Source organism: Micromonospora sp. CA-248089 (assembly GCF_050948515.1).
GTDB lineage: Bacteria > Actinomycetota > Actinomycetes > Mycobacteriales > Micromonosporaceae > Micromonospora.
The window spans coordinates 5,406,253-5,422,198 of the sequence record NZ_CP192016.1 but is presented as its reverse complement, the minus strand read 5'-3'; the positions used below and the strand labels follow the sequence as shown (position 1 = coordinate 5,422,198).

The 15,946-nt window shown below is 73.7% G+C and carries 14 protein-coding genes; 5 read left to right on the top strand and 9 right to left on the bottom strand.

From position 1 onward, the window contains the following. The first annotated feature begins 110 nt into the window (after positions 1-110). The gene (locus ACQP26_RS25360; RefSeq protein ID WP_433494186.1) at positions 111-1,253 is read left to right on the top strand and encodes an FHA domain-containing protein; all 1,143 of its coding nucleotides are present in this window, start codon (positions 111-113) and stop codon (positions 1,251-1,253) included. 79 nt (positions 1,254-1,332) lie between these two features. Here ACQP26_RS25360 and rocD read toward each other — a convergent pair whose 3' ends face one another. From rocD to ACQP26_RS25335, 5 genes are all read right to left on the bottom strand, one after another. Beyond that, the gene (gene rocD / locus ACQP26_RS25355) at positions 1,333-2,547 is read right to left on the bottom strand and encodes an ornithine--oxo-acid transaminase (protein ID WP_433496197.1); all 1,215 of its coding nucleotides are present in this window, start codon (positions 2,545-2,547) and stop codon (positions 1,333-1,335) included. Continuing rightward, entirely contained in the window at positions 2,547-3,362 is an 816-nt protein-coding gene (ddaH, locus tag ACQP26_RS25350) for a dimethylargininase (protein ID WP_269707006.1), read from the bottom strand. The genes rocD and ddaH overlap by 1 nt, the downstream gene beginning before the upstream one ends. Before the next feature lie 286 nt (positions 3,363-3,648). Next, positions 3,649-4,542: a thrombospondin gene (locus ACQP26_RS25345; RefSeq protein ID WP_433494185.1), complete on the bottom strand. Its 894-nt coding sequence runs from the start codon at positions 4,540-4,542 to the stop codon at positions 3,649-3,651. A 112-nt stretch (positions 4,543-4,654) separates the two neighbouring features. Next, positions 4,655-6,109 carry an RICIN domain-containing protein gene (locus ACQP26_RS25340; protein WP_433494184.1) on the bottom strand — a complete coding sequence of 485 codons (1,455 nt, stop codon included), beginning with the start codon at positions 6,107-6,109 and terminating at the stop codon, positions 4,655-4,657. A gap of 5 nt (positions 6,110-6,114) precedes the next feature. Then, complete coding sequence (locus tag ACQP26_RS25335; RefSeq protein WP_281579856.1) at positions 6,115-6,864, bottom strand: cellulose binding domain-containing protein; 750 nt, start codon at positions 6,862-6,864, stop codon at positions 6,115-6,117. A 276-nt stretch (positions 6,865-7,140) separates the two neighbouring features. On the opposite strand from ACQP26_RS25335, the gene ACQP26_RS25330 reads away from it, so the two are divergent. Then, on the top strand, positions 7,141-7,956 hold the full coding sequence (locus ACQP26_RS25330; protein ID WP_433494183.1) for an Fpg/Nei family DNA glycosylase: 816 nt from the start codon (positions 7,141-7,143) through the stop codon (positions 7,954-7,956). A 1-nt stretch (position 7,957) separates the two neighbouring features. Here ACQP26_RS25330 and ACQP26_RS25325 read toward each other — a convergent pair whose 3' ends face one another. From ACQP26_RS25325 to ACQP26_RS25310, 4 genes are all read right to left on the bottom strand, one after another. Further along, complete coding sequence (locus tag ACQP26_RS25325; protein WP_433494182.1) at positions 7,958-8,830, bottom strand: aminoglycoside phosphotransferase family protein; 873 nt, start codon at positions 8,828-8,830, stop codon at positions 7,958-7,960. Positions 8,831-8,954: 124 nt separating this feature from the next. Then, the gene (locus tag ACQP26_RS25320) at positions 8,955-10,376 is read right to left on the bottom strand and encodes a WGR domain-containing protein (RefSeq protein ID WP_281579859.1); all 1,422 of its coding nucleotides are present in this window, start codon (positions 10,374-10,376) and stop codon (positions 8,955-8,957) included. 131 nt (positions 10,377-10,507) lie between these two features. Then, positions 10,508-11,881 (bottom strand): FAD-dependent oxidoreductase, encoded by a 1,374-nt coding sequence (locus ACQP26_RS25315; RefSeq protein WP_269704285.1) that lies wholly within the window; start codon positions 11,879-11,881, stop codon positions 10,508-10,510. 41 nt (positions 11,882-11,922) lie between these two features. Beyond that, a complete protein-coding gene (locus ACQP26_RS25310; protein WP_269707007.1) occupies positions 11,923-13,071 on the bottom strand; it encodes a carboxylate-amine ligase in 1,149 nt (382 codons plus the stop codon). Positions 13,072-13,277: 206 nt separating this feature from the next. On the opposite strand from ACQP26_RS25310, the gene ACQP26_RS25305 reads away from it, so the two are divergent. From ACQP26_RS25305 to ACQP26_RS25295, 3 genes are all read left to right on the top strand, one after another. Next, positions 13,278-13,553, top strand: coding sequence for a DUF6412 domain-containing protein (locus tag ACQP26_RS25305; RefSeq protein WP_269707008.1), 276 nt, complete (start codon positions 13,278-13,280; stop codon positions 13,551-13,553). A 132-nt stretch (positions 13,554-13,685) separates the two neighbouring features. Then, complete coding sequence (locus ACQP26_RS25300; RefSeq protein WP_433494181.1) at positions 13,686-14,432, top strand: YidC/Oxa1 family membrane protein insertase; 747 nt, start codon at positions 13,686-13,688, stop codon at positions 14,430-14,432. Between the two features lie 77 nt (positions 14,433-14,509). Then, positions 14,510-15,934, top strand: coding sequence for a carbohydrate-binding protein (locus tag ACQP26_RS25295; protein ID WP_281579862.1), 1,425 nt, complete (start codon positions 14,510-14,512; stop codon positions 15,932-15,934). Positions 15,935-15,946: the final 12 nt, after the last annotated feature.

The following is a 15,946-nucleotide window of genomic DNA, read 5'->3' as shown; positions in this document are numbered from 1 at the left end:
GGCCGGTAGGGTCGTCGCATGGTGGAGGGCGCGCCGCGGTGGTGGCGCGCGGCGCGGCGGGCCGACCGGCCCCGGCCGCGTCACGGGACGACATCGTGCGGAGCTGCGGCATGAGATTCGAGATCAGCAAGGTGCTCGACGCCATCGAGGGTCGGGTCTGCACCGACCCGTCGCTGGCCCGGGCCGTGGTCGACCTGGCCGAGGTGATCCGCTGGCAGAACCTGGACGGCGGACGCCCGGCCAGCCTGCTGCGGCTCGGCATGGTGATCGACGCGCTGTCCCGGCAGATCGGCGAGGACAGCGTCCCGGTCTACGCGATCGTGCACCGGGCGCTGCTGTCCGACGCCGACCTGACGTCCAACGAGCGGATGGTGGTGCGCCGGTGGGCCGACGACGGCCTGGTGGAGGTGCTCGACCAGCCCGGTGACCGGATGCTGGAGGTGGCCGACCTGCTCGGCCTGCCGGTGCTCACCCGGGCGCGGCTCGACGGGGTCGTCGGGCGGTACCCGTGGATCGGGCAGGCGGGCCGCGTGCTCGCCCCGGTGCCCGGCGCCGGCGGGCCGGTCTTCATCGCGCACGTCGGTGGCGGCCAGGACCCGGCCACCGGCAGCCGTTCCCCGGCCGGGGTCAAGCTGCTCACCCGGAAGTGGCGGTGCCCGGAGCCGGGCTGCGCGCTGTTCGGCGGGGGCGGCGGCGCCTTCGCCGACCTGGCCGCGGTGGACCGGGTGCCGGCCGAGCAGCCGCCGCCCACGCTGCGTACCGGTGCGCCCACCTGCCCCCGGCACGGTACGCGGCTCTCCGACGCCGGCCCGCGCCCGCGTACCGAGGTGCTCGCGGTGCGCATCGGCGGGCTGGTCCGCAAGCGGTTCGTGCTCACCGAGACCGAGCCCGTCGCGGTCGGCCGGGCGCCGGACGGGCCGGGCGGGGTGACGCTCGGCCAGTGGCTCAACGACGAGGCCCGGCGCTGGATCAGCCGCAGCCACATCCGCCTGGAGCTGCGGGTGGGCGAGGTGGTGGTCACCGACACCAGCACCAACGGCTCCGGCGTACGCCCCGGTGGCTCGATGGCGGAGCACGAGCGGATCGCGCTGGCGCCGCAGCAGTCCCGGGTGCTCACCGAGGGCGACCTGATCGAGCTGTACCCGGGCGTGCAGGTGGGTCGCGCCGGTGCCATGAGCAGCGACGCCAAGTACACCCCGAACTCGGTGATGGCCGAGGCGCCGACCATGGCGATGCGGCTGCCGCGTCAGTAGCGGCGACGTGCGAAGGCGCCGGGACCGTCGTGGTCCCGGCGCCTTCTCGCGTACGGCCTCAGCCGCGTCGCGTACGGCCTCAGCCGGCCAGGACGGCGGCGAGCTGCGCCACCGCGTGGTCGATCTCGTCGGCGGTGATCACCAGCGGCGGGGCGAGCCGGATGGTTGAGCCGTGGGTGTCCTTGGCGAGCACACCCCGCTCCATCAGTCGCTCGCACGCCTGCCGGCCGGTCATCAACGCGGGGTCGATGTCCAGCCCGGCCCACAGCCCGCGACCGCGTACCGCCACCAGGCCCTTGCCGATCAGGCCCCGCAGCCCGGCGTGCAGCCGCTCGCCCAGCTCGGCCGAGCGGCGCTGGAACTCGCCGGTCGCCAGCAGCCGGACCACCTCGGTCGCGACCGCGCAGGCCAGCGGGTTGCCGCCGAACGTCGAGCCGTGCTGGCCCGGCTGGAGCACGCCCAGCACGTCGCGGTTCGCGGCGACCGCCGACACCGGCACGATGCCGCCGCCGAGCGCCTTGCCCAGCAGGTACATGTCGGGCTCGACGCCCTCGTGCTCGCAGGCGAACGTCGCGCCGGTGCGGCCCAGGCCCGACTGGATCTCGTCGGCGACGAACAGCACGTTGCGCTCGGTGCAGACCCGGCGGACACCCGGCAGGTAGCCCCCCGGCGGCACCACGACGCCCTGCTCACCCTGGATCGGCTCCAGCAGCACGGCCACCGTGTTCTCATCGATCGCCGCGGTCAGCGCGTCCAGGTCGCCGTAGGGGACCACAGTGAAACCCGGGGTGTACGGCCCGAAGTCGGCGCGCGCGTCCTCGTCGGTGGAGAAGCTGACGATCGTGGTCGTACGGCCGTGGAAGTTGCCCTCCGCCACCACGATGTTGGCCTGGCCCGGCGTGACGCCCTTGACCTGGTAGCCCCACTTGCGGGCCACCTTGATGCCGGTCTCCACCGCCTCGGCGCCGGTGTTCATCGGCAGCACCAGGTCCTTGCCGCAGAGCGCGGCCAGTTCGCGGCAGAAGACGGCGAACTGGTCGTGGATGAACGCGCGGCTGGTCAGCGTGAGCCGGTCGAGCTGCGCGTGGGCGGCCTCGATCAGCTTCGGGTGCCGGTGGCCGAAGTTCAGCGCCGAGTATCCCGCCAGGCAGTCGAGGTAGCGGCGGCCGTCCACGTCGGTCAGCCAGGCGCCCTCGGCCGACGAGATCACCACGGGCAGCGGGTGGTAGTTGTGCGCCGTGTGACGCTCCGCGTCCCGGACGGCGGACGGAGTCCGCAGCATGTCGTCGATGATCACTTGCTCGCCTTTCCCTGACGGAGTCGCAACGTGCAGCACTTCGGTCCGCCGCCGGCCTTGCGCAGCTCGGACAGGTCGATGCCGATGGTCTCGTAGCCCCGGTCGCGCAGCTTCGCGGCCAGGTCGGTGGCCTGCGCCGGCAGCACCACGTGCCGGCCGTCGCTCACCGCGTTCAGGCCCAGCACCTCGGCGTCGGCCATGGTGGCGTGGATCGCGTCCGGGAACAGCCGGCGCAGCACCGCCCGGCTGCCGGGGGAGAACGCCTCCGGCAGGTACGCCACGGTGCGCTCGTCGAGCACCGTCAGCGCGGTGTCCAGGTGGTAGAAGCGAGGGTCCACCAGCTGCATGGTGATCACCGGGTAGCCGAAGGTCTCCTGGAGCTGGGCGTGCGACGCGTGCGCGGTGCGGAACCCGGTGCCGGCGAGCAGGTGGTCACCGGCCAGCAGGACGTCGCCCTCGCCCTCGTTGACGTGCTTCGGGTCGTAGATCTCGAAGCCGGCGCTCTCGAACCAGGCCCGGTACGCGGGCGCCTCGTCGGCGCGCTGCGGGTCGCGGAACTGCACCGCCATGGCCTTGCCGTCGATCACGGTGCCGCCGTTCGCGGCGAAGACCATGTCCGGCAGGCCGGCGACCGGCTCGATCAGGTCGACCTCGTGGCCCAGGTCGAGGTACGTCCGGCGAAGCTGCTCCCACTGCCGGATCGCCAGGTCGGCGTCGACCGGGGCGGTGGGGTCCATCCACGGGTTGATCGCGTAGTCGACGGCGAAGTACGTCGGCCGGCACATCAGAAAGCGCTGGCGGATGGCGTCCATCGTCATGTCGTGCTCCCAGGGTCGGGCGCGCCCGGCCACGGTCGGCCCACGGGCTGGCGCCGTGGTCCAACGTTATGCGGCCCGGGTAGACGATATCCACCGCGAGAAGTTGCGTCCGGCAGCGAATCGTTGCGTTGAATCGGTCAGCGGCGGGTGATCCTTGCGCCGACGCCGGACACACTTCGGGGGCGGCGAACCGCCGCCCCCGAAAGAGGTGTTGCCCGGCCGGTGAACCACCAGAACTGATCGGGCTGACCGGCCCTGCCGGCGATCGGGACAGTGCCCGTCAGAACCAGGCGCCAAACTGTGAGTCAAGCCACTCGCGGAAGCGGCCCACCCACTCGCCGTCGGTGGTCGGCCAGTCGAACTGGCCGGTCATCGCCACGATGCCGAGCACCACGGCGGCCAGGCCGACAGCGATGCCGATCAGCGCGTCGGTCTTGCCCGCCACATGCCGGCGGCGGGTGGCGATCAGGCCGAGCACGGCGAGCACCGCGCCGGCCGCGCCGACGCCGATGCCGTACCCGGCGAGCGTGCCGGAGAGCACGAACAGGGCACCGACCACCGAGACGATCAGGCCGAGCGTGGCGAGCAGGCTGGCCCGGGGACGCTTCGTGGTGTACGGCTCGGGCCGGTCCACCCGGCCGTCGCGGTCGGTGTCCGTACCGTCGGGGCGGCCGTCCCGGTCGAGGTCGGCGCGGCCGTCGCGGTCCAGGTCGGTGCGGTCCGGGCGGCCGTCGCGGTCCAGGTCGGCGGTGCGCTCGGCGACGGGCGCCGCGCCGGCGGTCCGCGCGTCGGTCACCGGAACGGTGTCGGCGTCGGCCCGGCGGCCGGTGACCGCACGCGCCGCCGCACCCCGGTCCGCGGCCCGCCGCCGCGCCTCCGCGTCCCGCTCGTCGTCGGCCGTCGCGATCCGGCCGTCGGTCGTCGTGGCCGCCGTCCGGCCGTCGGTGGCCGCCGTCGCGTCGCGGTCGCGGGCGGCCCGGTCGGTCGCGTCCCGGGCGCGCTCGTCGTCGGTCGCGGTGGCGGCGCTGCGGTACGTGGTCCGCTCCTCGTCGCGGTCGGTGACCACGGGCCGGTCGGCGGGCTGCTGGGCGGTCCGGTCGCGTTCGTCGACCACGCCGTCGCCGTTGGTATCGGTACTGGTCGCCGGAGAGTTCCGGCGGGACAGGATCTTCACGATGGCACCTCCTGATCCAGGCGCGGAGGCCGCGCATGACATGCAGGAAGTACCCAGGTGTGCCGAAATCGACACCCCTGGGTCGCTCCGCACGCTCAGGCGTGCCGTCCGGTCACGACACGGTGCGTGACCACTGCTGGTTGGTGCCCGCACCGCAGGCGTACTGCTGGACGTCCGCGCCGTCGCCGGTGCCGGCGTTCACCACGTCCAGGCACTTGCCGCTGTGCCGGGCCCGCAGTTGGAACCAGCCGTCGCGCGCGGCCCACTGCCACTGCTGGTTGGCGCCGCCGCCGCAGGTGTACTGGATGATGTTGGCGCCGTCGGCGGTGGACGCGTTCGCGACGTCGAGACACTTGCCGCTCGCCGCGTTGACGAGGCGGAACCAGCCGCCGCCGGCGTCCTGGAACTCCCACCTCTGGTTGCCGCCGCCGTTCCAGCCCCACTGCTTGACCTCGGCGTTGTTCGCAGTGGAGCCGTTGATCACGTCGAGCACCCGGCCGCTGTGCCGGGCGGTCACGCGGTGGTACGTGGGCGAGTTCCCGGTGACGGTGCCCGCCGCGGTGTCGACGGTGACGGACGGATACCAGGTCAGGCTCATGCTGGTGGCGGTCGGGAAGGCGATCGGCAGCCACACGTACTGGGAGTCGTTGGCCGGGCCGCCCCAGGCGCCCGCCCACCTGTCACCCAGATAGAGGTAGCTGGTGCCGGAGGTGCCCTGGATCGGCAGCACGAACGCCGGCTGGGAGTTGAACGTGGTGCCGTTGCCCACGTCGGTCCAGCCGCTCCACGGTCCCGAGATGCTCGGCGCGGTGGCGTACCGGGCCTGGTTCGGGCTCCAGCCCGTCGCCCCCGAGGTCAGCAGGAAGTACGTGGAGCCCCGCTTGAACATCGCCGGCGCCTCCCGGTGCGCGCCGTCCCAGAAGTTGCCCACCAGCGTGGCCACGTTGAGATAGTCCGAGGTGAGCCGGTAGATGTGCAGGTCGTAGTTGTCGTCGGCGGCCGAGATCATGTACGCGGTGCCGTTGTCGTTGTAGAGCGTGATGTCGCGGGACATGTGCTGCCCGAGCGGCCGGAAGCTGCCGTGGTACGTGTAGTTCCCGTCCACCGTGGCCGACGAGGCGACGGCGGCCCGCGCCTCGTTGTAGTCGGACCCGTTCTCCTTGTGCATCCACATCACGAACCGGCCGGTGGAGGCGTTGTAGACGACCTTCGGCCGCTCGATGTTGGCGACACGCAGTTCGGCCGCCGACGACTGGGTGAGCACGTTGTTGCGGAACTCCCAGGTGCGCAGGTCCGTGGAGCGGTAGACGGAGACCGCCCGGAACGTGTTGTCCGGGTTGCGGTTCTCGCCGAACCAGTAGTAGTAGTCGCCGACCTTGAGCACGCCGCCGCCGTGGGCGTGCACCACGGCGCCGCTTGTGTCGGTGAACTGGGTGCCGTTTGTGACCGTCACCGGCGCCGCCAGCGCGGCCGCCGGTCCCATCACCGTCACCGCGACGGCCACCGCGAGCGCCAGCCCGGCCGCCAGGAGGCGGCCGGTGGCGCCGTGCCGTGCCGCCCGTCGCACGCCGGTCACCGCCCGCAGACCGGCGTGATCGTGGCGGGTGTCGCGCTGCTCGCCACGAGCATGCCGAACGTCGTCGACGCGCCGGGTGCCAGCGTCCCGTTCCAGGAGGCGTTACGGACCGTGGCGTCCTGGCCGGTGCCCTCGGCCACCCCGCCCCAGACCGACTGGATGCGCTCGTCACCGGACCAGCGCCACGAGACGAGCCAGCCCGGGACCGGCTCGGTGCCGCCGTTGCGCACCGTCACCGTGGCGACGAAGCCGCCGCCCCACCTGCTGTCGATAGTGGCCGTCGCGGAGCAGAGCGACAGCGTGCGCGCCGGTCCGCCGATCACGTACGGATCCCGCGTGCCCTTGGTGTCGCCGAACCGGAACCAGTACTCGGTGCCCGGGGTCAGGCCGCCGATGGTCACCGTCCCCGACCGTTCCGGCCCGGTGACGGCCTCGGCCACCGGATCGCGCCACCCGGTGGCGTCCTCGCGGCTGGTGAAGAGGCTGATGAGCAGCGGCGGGTCGTAGCCGCAGGGCGGGCTGAGCACCATCCAGTAGGTGATGGTGACGCTGGTGGTGGTGGCGCCCGTCACCTGGCCGGTGACCGGCAGCGCCGGCGGGCAGGCGTACGTGGGCGTCGGGGTGGGCGTCGCCGCGGTGGCGGGCGTGATCGTCGTGGCGGCGGGTGACCGGTCGGAACCGGCCGAGGCGGCCAGGCCGGTCAGGGCGAGGGTGGCGGCCAGCGCCGCGCCGAGGGTACGGAGCATCTGTCTCTCCCGAGCTGGGGGCGCCGGGGGCGGTCGGCGCCGGAGGTGGTGGACCGCGATGTCGCCGCCGCGGCGGCACGGCGGACTTGCCGGAGACGACTGCCCGGCACCGGGGTGGCGCATCACCCCGCGCTTGTCCCTCCGGCGAGATCGAGCTGCTCGCACTGGCTCCCGAGCGCTACCGCCGCCAGTCTTTCAGTCGACGATCGTCGATTCAATGCCGTCCCAGCACCCGACGTCGCCGACGGCGCGGTCTGCTGGCTACGCTTGGCCGTTGTGCCAGAGGGACACACCATCCACCGCCTCGCCGCCCGGCACGCCGAGCTGTTCGCGGGCGACAAGGTGCACGCCGACAGCCCGCAGGGGCGCTTCGCCGAGGGCGCGGCCCGCCTGAGCGGCACCGTCCTGGACGGCACCGAGGCGTACGGCAAGCACCTGCTGCACCACTACGCGGGCGAGCTGACGCTGCACGTACACCTGGGGCTGTACGGGAAGTTCGCCGACGGGCCGGGGGAGCCGCCGGCCCCGGTCGGGCAGCTGCGGCTGCGTCTGCACAGCGACCGGCACTGGCTGGAGCTGCGCGGCCCGACCGCCTGCGAGCTGCTGACCCCGCCCGAGGTGGCGGCGCTGCGCGACCGGCTCGGGCCGGACCCGCTGCGCGCCGACGCCGACGCCGACCCGGACCGGGCGTACGCGCGGATCCGCCGCAGCCCCACCCCGCTGGCCGCGCTGCTGCTCGACCAGTCGGTCGTGGCCGGCACCGGCCTGATCTTCGTGACCGAGGCGCTGTTCCGGGCCGGTCTGCCGCCGCTGCTGCCCGGGCGGGAGCTGACGCCGGCCGGCTGGGCCGACCTCTGGGCGGACCTGGTGACGCTGATGACCCTCGCGGTCGAGCGGGGCCGGATCGACACGGTGCGCGACGCGCACCTGCCGGAGGCGACCGGCCGCGCGCCGCGCGTCGACAGGCACGGCGGTGAGGTGTACGTCTACCGCCGCCCCGGCGCGCCCTGCCACGTCTGCGGCACCCCGGTCAGCCGGGGCGCGCTGGCCGGGCGCAACCTCTACTGGTGCCCCGCCTGCCAGGCGGGCTGACTCACATCTCGTCGAGCAGCCAGCGGGCCGCCTCGACGTTGCCGGGGAAGACCTGGTCGCCGCCGATGCTCCAGGCCACCGTCTGGCCGATGGCCCAGCCGCGTACCCGCTCCCGGTCCAGACCCAGCTCGGCGCTGAGCCGGTCGAGCCGGTGCCGGACCGCCGCGGGGGAGTGGCCCAGCTCTGCGCCGCGCACCAGCGGCACCACGGCGAACTCCCGCTCGCCGACGAGCGGCTTCGGGTCGATCACCAGCCACGGCTCGCGCCCGGCCGCCAGGATGTTGCCGGCGTGCAGATCCTGGTTGACCAGCACCTGCTCGCCCTGGCTCGGCGTCAGCTCGGCGAGCAGCCCGAGCGCGGCGTCGAGCAGGCGCCGCTCGTACGGGCGGCCGGCCCGCCGCCAGTTGCCAGGCATCCGCTCCGCCCAGCCGGCCGCCTCCTCGGCCAGCGGCGTGAACGGCGCACCGGCCGGCACCGCGAGCTTTGGCAGCAACCCGATCGCGACGTCCAGCGCCGCGTCGGCCGCCAGCGAGTGCAGCGGCGTGCCGGGATCGCACCGCTCGACGAGCAGTGCGCGCCGGCCAGGGTCGTGCCCGAGCAGCCGGATCGCGCCGCGCCCGTCCCAGTGCGCCAGCGCGGTGGCCTCGTGCACGCTGTCGTCGTCCGGGTACTGGAGCTTCAACACGGCCCGGGTGCCGTCGGGCAGCGTCGCGGGCAGCGCCAGCGACGCGAACGCGTACGCGAACGGCGGACCGACCGTCAACTCCCACCGCGCGACGCAGTCGGCCAGCCGGCCGGGCAGCTCCGCGAGCCACGCCCGGCCGGTCTCGGTCCGCTCGACCCAGCGCAGCCCTTCGGGAATGTCGCACCGCATCGGCACATCCTGACCGGTGCGGCGAGTCTCCGCTGTCCCCGACGCGGCCCTCCGGCCTCGCCGGGCCCCCTCGTCCCAACCAGGCCGGCGCCGCCTCGCCTGCGGCGGGCCCGCCGAGGGCCTGTCACCGCAGTCGGCGGATGTCCCCGTACGCCCGGTAGAAGCCGCCCCGGCCGGACTCGCGGACCTCGGTGACCAGGTAGCGCGCGCCCGGCTCCCGGATGCCCTTGGGGAACTGCACCGACCAGTCCCGCCGGTAGCCGTCGGCGAGAACGTGCACCCGCAGCCGGCCGCCCTGCTCGACGCACTGCACCAGCACGCCGTCGCGGTCGTCGGTGGTCACCTCGACCGACGTCCAGGCGGCAGTCTCGGGCATCCGGGCCGGCGCCTTGACGTCGACCACGTCGGGCACGCTGCCCGCCTCGGCCGCCCGGATCGCTGCCTCACTCGCGTCGATGCAGGCCAGGTGGCCGCTCGTGGTGACCACGTAGAGCCGGTTGTCGTGGTACTGCATCGAGTACGCCGAGCCGCAGCCGGTGCCGAGCTTCCACAGCCGGTTGCCGGACTGGTCGAAGCAGTAGATCGAGGACGCGCTGTCGCCCGCGAACACGTACCGGCCGCCCTCGGCGGTGGCGCAGGAGAAGACCGCGGAGTCGCAGCGGTAGACCTGCTCGGCCCGGCCGTCCTTGCGCAGGCGCACCACCTCGCGGGTGCCCGTACCGGCGAACACGGCGTCCCGCTCCTGCCAGCCGAACAGCACCGCCCCGGTGCCGGTGTGCCACAGCTCGCGCCCGGTGCGCCAGTCGTAGCCGGTGACCCCCTGCGAGTGGCCGTGGTAGAGCGCGTCGGCGTCGCAGCGCACCATCCACGCCGACCGGCCGCGTCCCGGCCGGCGCCAGAGGAACTCGTCCTCGTGGTCGATCGCCGAGATGCCACCGTCGCGGTCGGACACGCCCAGCACGCCGTCGTGGATGTCCAGCCAGTAGATGTCGATCTCGGGCGCGATCGCGTACGCCGCCCGGGGCACCTTGCCGGACAGGTCGTAGACGTTTCCGTCGTCGCAGCCCGCGTAGACCCAGGCGTCGTCGGCAACGATGCACTTCACCCCGTCGGGCAGCCGGACCTGGTTGACCAGCCGGGCGTCGTGGTCGAGCGTGGTGATCACGCCGTGTTCGTTGCCGACCATGCAGTGCCGGTCGTCGACGAAGATGCCGAAGGCGGGCGCGCCCGAGGCGTACCGCCAGAGGACCGGGGCGGTGCGGGCGGTCGAGCGGGTGCTGACGATCTGCCGGCGCGACACGGTGCGCTTCTGGCGTACGCCGCGCACCGCCGGGGCGTACCCCTTGCGGATCTTCTCGCCGATCTTCTTCGCGGCGGCGGCGCGGGCGCGGGCGTTGTCCGGGTAGGTGCTCGTCTTCACCTGGCCCTGGTCGCCGATCCGGCCATAGCGCACTGTCATCGCGGTGTCATCGACCACCACCTCGTAGAACTTGTGCGCTCCACCGTCCACTTCGGACAGTTCGAGGTAGGTCGTCTCCTGGGACATGGGGGTTTACCTCCGAGGGGAAGTGCCGGACCGGCAACGCGCACACGCTAACGCCGGGCACCGACAAACCCGGGTGCCGGTGTTAAGAAGGGGCCCTTCCTCTACCGGAGGCGTTAACAGGGGGCCCTTCCTTACGCGGCGGCGAGGGCGTCGACGGCCTTTCGGGCCGCGATCAGCACCGGGTCCCACACCGGGGCGTACGGCGGCGCGTACCCAAGGTCGAGCGCGGTCATCTCGTCCACCGTCATGCCGTTCCAGAGCGCCACCGCGAGCGCGTCGATCCGCTTGGCCGCCTCGGACCACCCGACGATCTGCGCCCCGAGCAACCGTCCGCTGGGCCGCTCGGCGAGCAGCTTTACGGTCATCGGCCGCGAGCCCGGGTAGTAGCCGGCCCGGTTCGTCGACTGGGCCAGCACGGTGACGAACTCGAAGCCCGCCTCCCGCGCGTCCCGCTCGCGCAGCCCGGTGCGGCCCACCTCCAGCTCGCAGACCTTGGTGACGGCGGTGCCGATGACGCCGGGGAAGGTGGCGTACCCGCCGCCGATGTTGATGCCCGCTACCCGGCCCTGCTTGTTGGCGTGCGTGCCGAGCGGGATGTGCACGGGCATGCCGCTGACCCGGTGCAGGGACTCCACGCAGTCGCCCGCCGCCCAGACGCCCGGTACGCCCGGCACCCGCATCCGGCGGTCGGTCCGGACCGCGCCGGACGGACCGATCGGCAGGCCGGCGGCCTCGGCGAGCCCGATGTTGGGGCGTACCCCGAGGCCCAGCACCACGACGTCGGCCGGCATCGGCCCCTCGTCGGTGACCACCGCGGAGATCCGGCCGTCCCGCTCGTCGAGGCCGGTGACGGTGAGGCCGGTGCGGACGCCGATGCCGGTGCCGCGCATCGCCTCGGCCACCAGCTCGCCCATGTCGGGGTCGACTGTGGACATCGGCTGGTCGGCCTGCTCCACCAGCTGCACCGAGAGCCCGCGTTGCACGAGCGCCTCGGCCATCTCGACGCCGACGTAGCCGCCGCCGACCACCACCGCGTGCCGGGGCCGGGGCTCGCGTTCGAGCCAGTCGATCAGCGCCGCGCCGTCGTCCAGCGTCTGCACGCCGAACACCCCGGCCACGTCGTCGCGCGCCCAGTCCGGCTGCACCGGGGACGCGCCGGTGGCGTACACCAGGGTGTCGAAACCGGCGCGGACCTCGCCGCCGCCGTCCAGGTCGCGTGCGATCACCTCGCGGCGGTCCAGGTCGATGGCGGTGACCTCGTGCCGGGTACGGACCTCGATGCCGAACTCGTCGCGGAAGGTCGCCGGGTCGCGCGCGACCAACTCGTCCCGATCCTCCACCAGGCCGCTCACCCAGTAGGGGATGCCGCAGGCCGAGTAGGAGGTGAAGTGCCCTCGTTCGAACGCGACGATCTCCAGGTCGGACCGGTCGCGGCGGCGCCGCGCCTGCGACGCCGCCGACATGCCGGCGGCGTCGCCGCCGATGACGATCATGCGCTCGGCCACGTCGCCCATCCTGTCACGCCGGGCCACGGCCGCGTGGCCGCTCAGCCACGGGTCTGCCGCGCCACGTCCGCGACCACGTCGACGAGGTTGCCGGTACGTTCGAACACCGCCCGCTGCCGCGCCGCGCCGCTGCCGTGCCGGCGCAGCCCGCCCAGCAGATCGGTCACCCGGTCCAGGTCGCCGTGCCGTTCCAGTTCCGGGCGCAGCCGGTCGACCAGCCGGTCCAGCAGCTCCCACGCCGGGCGCAGCTCACCGTCGGTGAGGTCGACGCCCTCGCCCTCCAGCCCGTCGTGGGCGGCCCGCCAGTGCGCCGCCACGAGCAGGTGGTGGTCGGTGTTGACGGCGGGACGGCCGGCGTCGATGTCGGTGAGCGCTGTCGCGACGAGCGCGCGGACCAGCGCCGCCACCAGCACCGCGTCGTCCACGGAGGGGCAGACGTCGCCGATGCGGATCTCCACCGTGGGGTACTTCGCGGAGAGCCGGGCGTACCAGTAGAGCATCCCCTCGTCCAGCATCACGCCGCTGGCGATGAGCTGCCGGATCAGCCGCTCGTAGTGCTCGTGCGACTCCAGGTACGGGGTGGGCGCGACGGACGGCCAGCGCTCCCACTCCACCGAGCGCCAGCTCGCGTACCCGGTGTCCTCCCCCCGGGAGAACGGGGAGTTGGCGGTGGCCGCGTGCAGGATCGGCAGCCAGGGCCGGACGTGGTTGAGCACCTGCACGCCGGTGTCCGGGTCGGGAATGCCGACGTGCACGTGCATGCCGTTGTTCCCGGGGCCGGGCACCAGCAGCCGGAACCGCTCGATCATCCGGTCGAAGCGCGGCTTGTCCACCACCGGCGGCACCGGCCCGTCGACCGGCCCGGTGCCGATCGCGAGCAGCCGTACGCCGGCCCGCTCGGCCGCGTCGGCCAGCTCGGCGCGCAGCATCGACAGCGAGTGCCGGATCGAGGACAGGTCCAGTCCCGGCGGGCTGCCGATCTCGATCTGGCTGGTCTGGAACTCGCGTTCCACCTGACCGCGCAGCTCGGCTGGCACCTGCTCCATCACCAGGTCGACGGCGGGTACGGCGGTCCCGGTGTGCGGGTCGGCGAGCAGGAACTCCTCCTCGACGCCGACCGTCAGCAGGTCGGTTCCGCCCGGTGCGGCGCTCCGCTCCCGCTCCGCCACTGAGCCACTCATCGTCACCACCGTCTCCTCCGGACCGCTCACGGCACCGTGCCGCGGGGTCGAGAGCCTGTTACCCACCGTGTCCGTTTCGGGAAACGTGCCGGTGGGCGTGTCGGTGCCGGTTCGCCCGTTCGGGGTCGCGTGCGGGGCCGGCCGAGCGTCGGATCGGCGTGCGCGCAGGGGCCCCGGTGCGTGACACGGCGGGCTAGGGTGGGCTCGTGACAGGGATGCTGGCGGTGCTGACGGGGGCGTGGGCCTACGCCCTCACCCTGTTCGCCGACCGGCCGGCCGGGCTGCTCGCCGGTGCGGCGGTCGTCGCCGCGCTGCTGCTCGCGACCCTGCTCGCGCTGCGCGTCCGCGCGCTGCCCACGCCGCCCGGCACCCGGTTCGCCGCCGCACTACGGGCCCGCGCCCGCCGTCGTGGGGTGCCCCGGCAGGTCGACCCGGACGCGCCGGGGCGTCCGCGCCCCCGCGCACCCGGCCTGCGCCCCTCGGCCGCGTAGCCACCTCCTTCCGGCCCGCGCCGGCGGGCCGCCGCTCTCTCCCCGGCTTCGCGGCCGATTCCGTCGTCATCCGTCCCGCCGCGCGCACGTCGCCGCCCGGGACACCCGGAATCGCCATCGAGGGGTCCACCCATGCTCGCCTTCGCACCGTTGCACTCGGCGGCCTCGGCCGCCGCCACCGTCGTCACCTGGCTCGCCGACGTGCTCGCCCCGCTCACCGGCGGCGCCGCCACGGCGGCCGCCATCGTCCTGTTCACCGTCGCCGTCCGGCTGCTGATCTCGCCGCTGACGGTGGCACAGGTCCGCGGGGAGCGGCGTCGCACCGCGCTCGCCCCCGAGGTACGGGAACTCCAGCGCCGGTACGCCGACGACCCGTCCCGCCTGCAGAGCGAGGTGTTCGCGCTCTACCGCAACGCCGGGGCCAGCCCGGTCGCGGGCTGCCTGCCGGCGCTGTTGCAGGCGCCGTTCTTCCTTGTCATGTACCGCCTGTTCGCCACCGGTGACGGCGCGCCGCAGCTGCTGGGGGAGCGGCTGGCCGGCGTACCGCTGGGGTGGCACCTCGGCGACGGGCTGTCCGGTCCGGTGCTGCTCGTGTTCGGGGTGCTGCTGGCCGCGCTGCTCGCGCTGGCCTGGTGGTCGTCGCGGCGGATGCGCCGGGCGGCGGCCGCCACCGGCACGGTGGCCGGTACGCCCACCGAGGGCCCGGGCGCGGCGGTGCTCGGGCGGCTGTTGCCGCTGCTGCCGTACGCCACGGTGCTGGTGGCGCTCGTGGTGCCGCTGGCGGCGGTGCTCTATCTGGTCACCACCACGGCGTGGACCGCGCTGGAGCAGGTGGTGCTGCGCCGGCCGCTGCCGGCGGCGGCCATCGACAAGCGTTGACAAATGCGGGGGCGGGCGCGTAGAAATCGCTCTCAGAGAGCGCTCTCCCGGACCCGTCCCCGCAGAGAGGCACCCCGATGAACCCGATCCCGGCGGCTGCGGCCGCCTCCGCCACCGTGCCCCGACCACGCCGCCGGCTCGCCCTGGCCGCCGGCGTCCTCGCGCTCACCACCGCGCTCGCGGGCGTCTCGATGACCGCCCAGGCCGCGGTGCCCCCGACGCCGTCCGGGTGGAACCTGGTGTGGAGCGACGACTTCACCGGCTCCGCCGGCACGCTGCCCTCGTCCGCCAACTGGATCATCGACACCGGCACCAGCTACCCGGGCGGCCCGGCCAACTGGGGCACCGGCGAGATCCAGACCTACACCTCCAGCACCGCCAACCTGGCCCACGACGGCTCGGGCAACCTGCGCATCACGCCGCTGCGGGACTCCGCCGGCCGCTGGACCTCGGCCCGGATCGAGACGGTGCGTTCGAACTTCAAGCCGCCGACCGGCGGCGTGCTGGCCCTGGAGGGCCGGATCCAGATGCCGAACGTGACGGGGGCGGCGGCGTCCGGGTACTGGCCGGCGTTCTGGGCGCTCGGCTCGCCGTACCGGGGCAACTACCAGAACTGGCCGGGCATCGGCGAGTTCGACGTGATGGAGAACGTCAACGGGATCAACTCGGTCTGGGGCGTGCTGCACTGCGGCGTCGCGCCGGGCGGCCCGTGCGGGGAGTTCAACGGCATCGGCGCGTCCCGGGCCTGTCCGGGCAGCACCTGCCAGTCGGCGTTCCACACCTACCGGTTCGAGTGGGACGCCTCGATCAGCCCGCAGCAACTGCGCTGGTACGTCGACGGTCAGCTCTTCCACACCGTCGGGCAGAACCAGATCGGTGAGCCGTACTGGAGTCAGATGACCAACCACGCCGGCTACTTCCTGCTGCTCAACGTGGCGATGGGCGGCGGCTTCCCGGACGGCGTGGCCGGCTCGGCGACGCCGACCGCGTCGACCGTGCCCGGCCGGTCGATGCTTGTCGACTACGTGGCCGTCTACACCCGCGGTGGCGGGAGCAACCCGTCGCCGACGCCGACCACGCCGCCGCCGGGCGGAGTGCGTGACGCCTACTCGACGATCCAGGCCGAGTCGTTCAACGCGCAGAACGGCGTGCAGGTGGAGACGTGCGCCGAGGGTGGCCAGGACATCGGGTGGCTCGCCAACGGCGACTGGGCCCGCTACGACAACGTCGACTTCGGCTCCACGCCGCCGCGCGACTTCGTGGCCCGGGTCGCCTCCGGCGCGGCGTCCGGGGTGAGCGGGCTGGTGGAGGTCCGGGTGGACAGCCCGACCGCGCCGCCGATCGGCAGTTTCGCGGTCGGCAACACCGGCGGCTGGCAGACCTGGCGCTCGGTGCCCGGCAACGTCAGCGCGGTGACCGGGCGGCGCACCGTCTACCTGACGTTCAGCAGCGGTCAGCCGTCCGACTTCGTCAACGTCAACTGGTTCACCTTCCGCCGCTGAGGCCGGTCGGGA

What these genes read in the sequence shown, in the direction of transcription:
- ACQP26_RS25335 (WP_281579856.1), bottom strand. Translation starts at nt 6,864, where the DNA reads ATGCTCCGTACCCTCGGCGCGGCGCTGGCCGCCACCCTCGCCCTGACC.
- ACQP26_RS25360 (WP_433494186.1), top strand. Translation starts at nt 111, where the DNA reads ATGAGATTCGAGATCAGCAAGGTGCTCGACGCCATCGAGGGTCGGGTC.
- ACQP26_RS25325 (WP_433494182.1), bottom strand. Translation starts at nt 8,830, where the DNA reads ATGCGGTGCGACATTCCCGAAGGGCTGCGCTGGGTCGAGCGGACCGAG.
- ACQP26_RS25320 (WP_281579859.1), bottom strand. Translation starts at nt 10,376, where the DNA reads ATGTCCCAGGAGACGACCTACCTCGAACTGTCCGAAGTGGACGGTGGA.
- ACQP26_RS25305 (WP_269707008.1), top strand. Translation starts at nt 13,278, where the DNA reads ATGCTGGCGGTGCTGACGGGGGCGTGGGCCTACGCCCTCACCCTGTTC.
- ACQP26_RS25300 (WP_433494181.1), top strand. Translation starts at nt 13,686, where the DNA reads ATGCTCGCCTTCGCACCGTTGCACTCGGCGGCCTCGGCCGCCGCCACC.
- ddaH (WP_269707006.1), bottom strand. Translation starts at nt 3,362, where the DNA reads ATGGACGCCATCCGCCAGCGCTTTCTGATGTGCCGGCCGACGTACTTC.
- ACQP26_RS25295 (WP_281579862.1), top strand. Translation starts at nt 14,510, where the DNA reads ATGAACCCGATCCCGGCGGCTGCGGCCGCCTCCGCCACCGTGCCCCGA.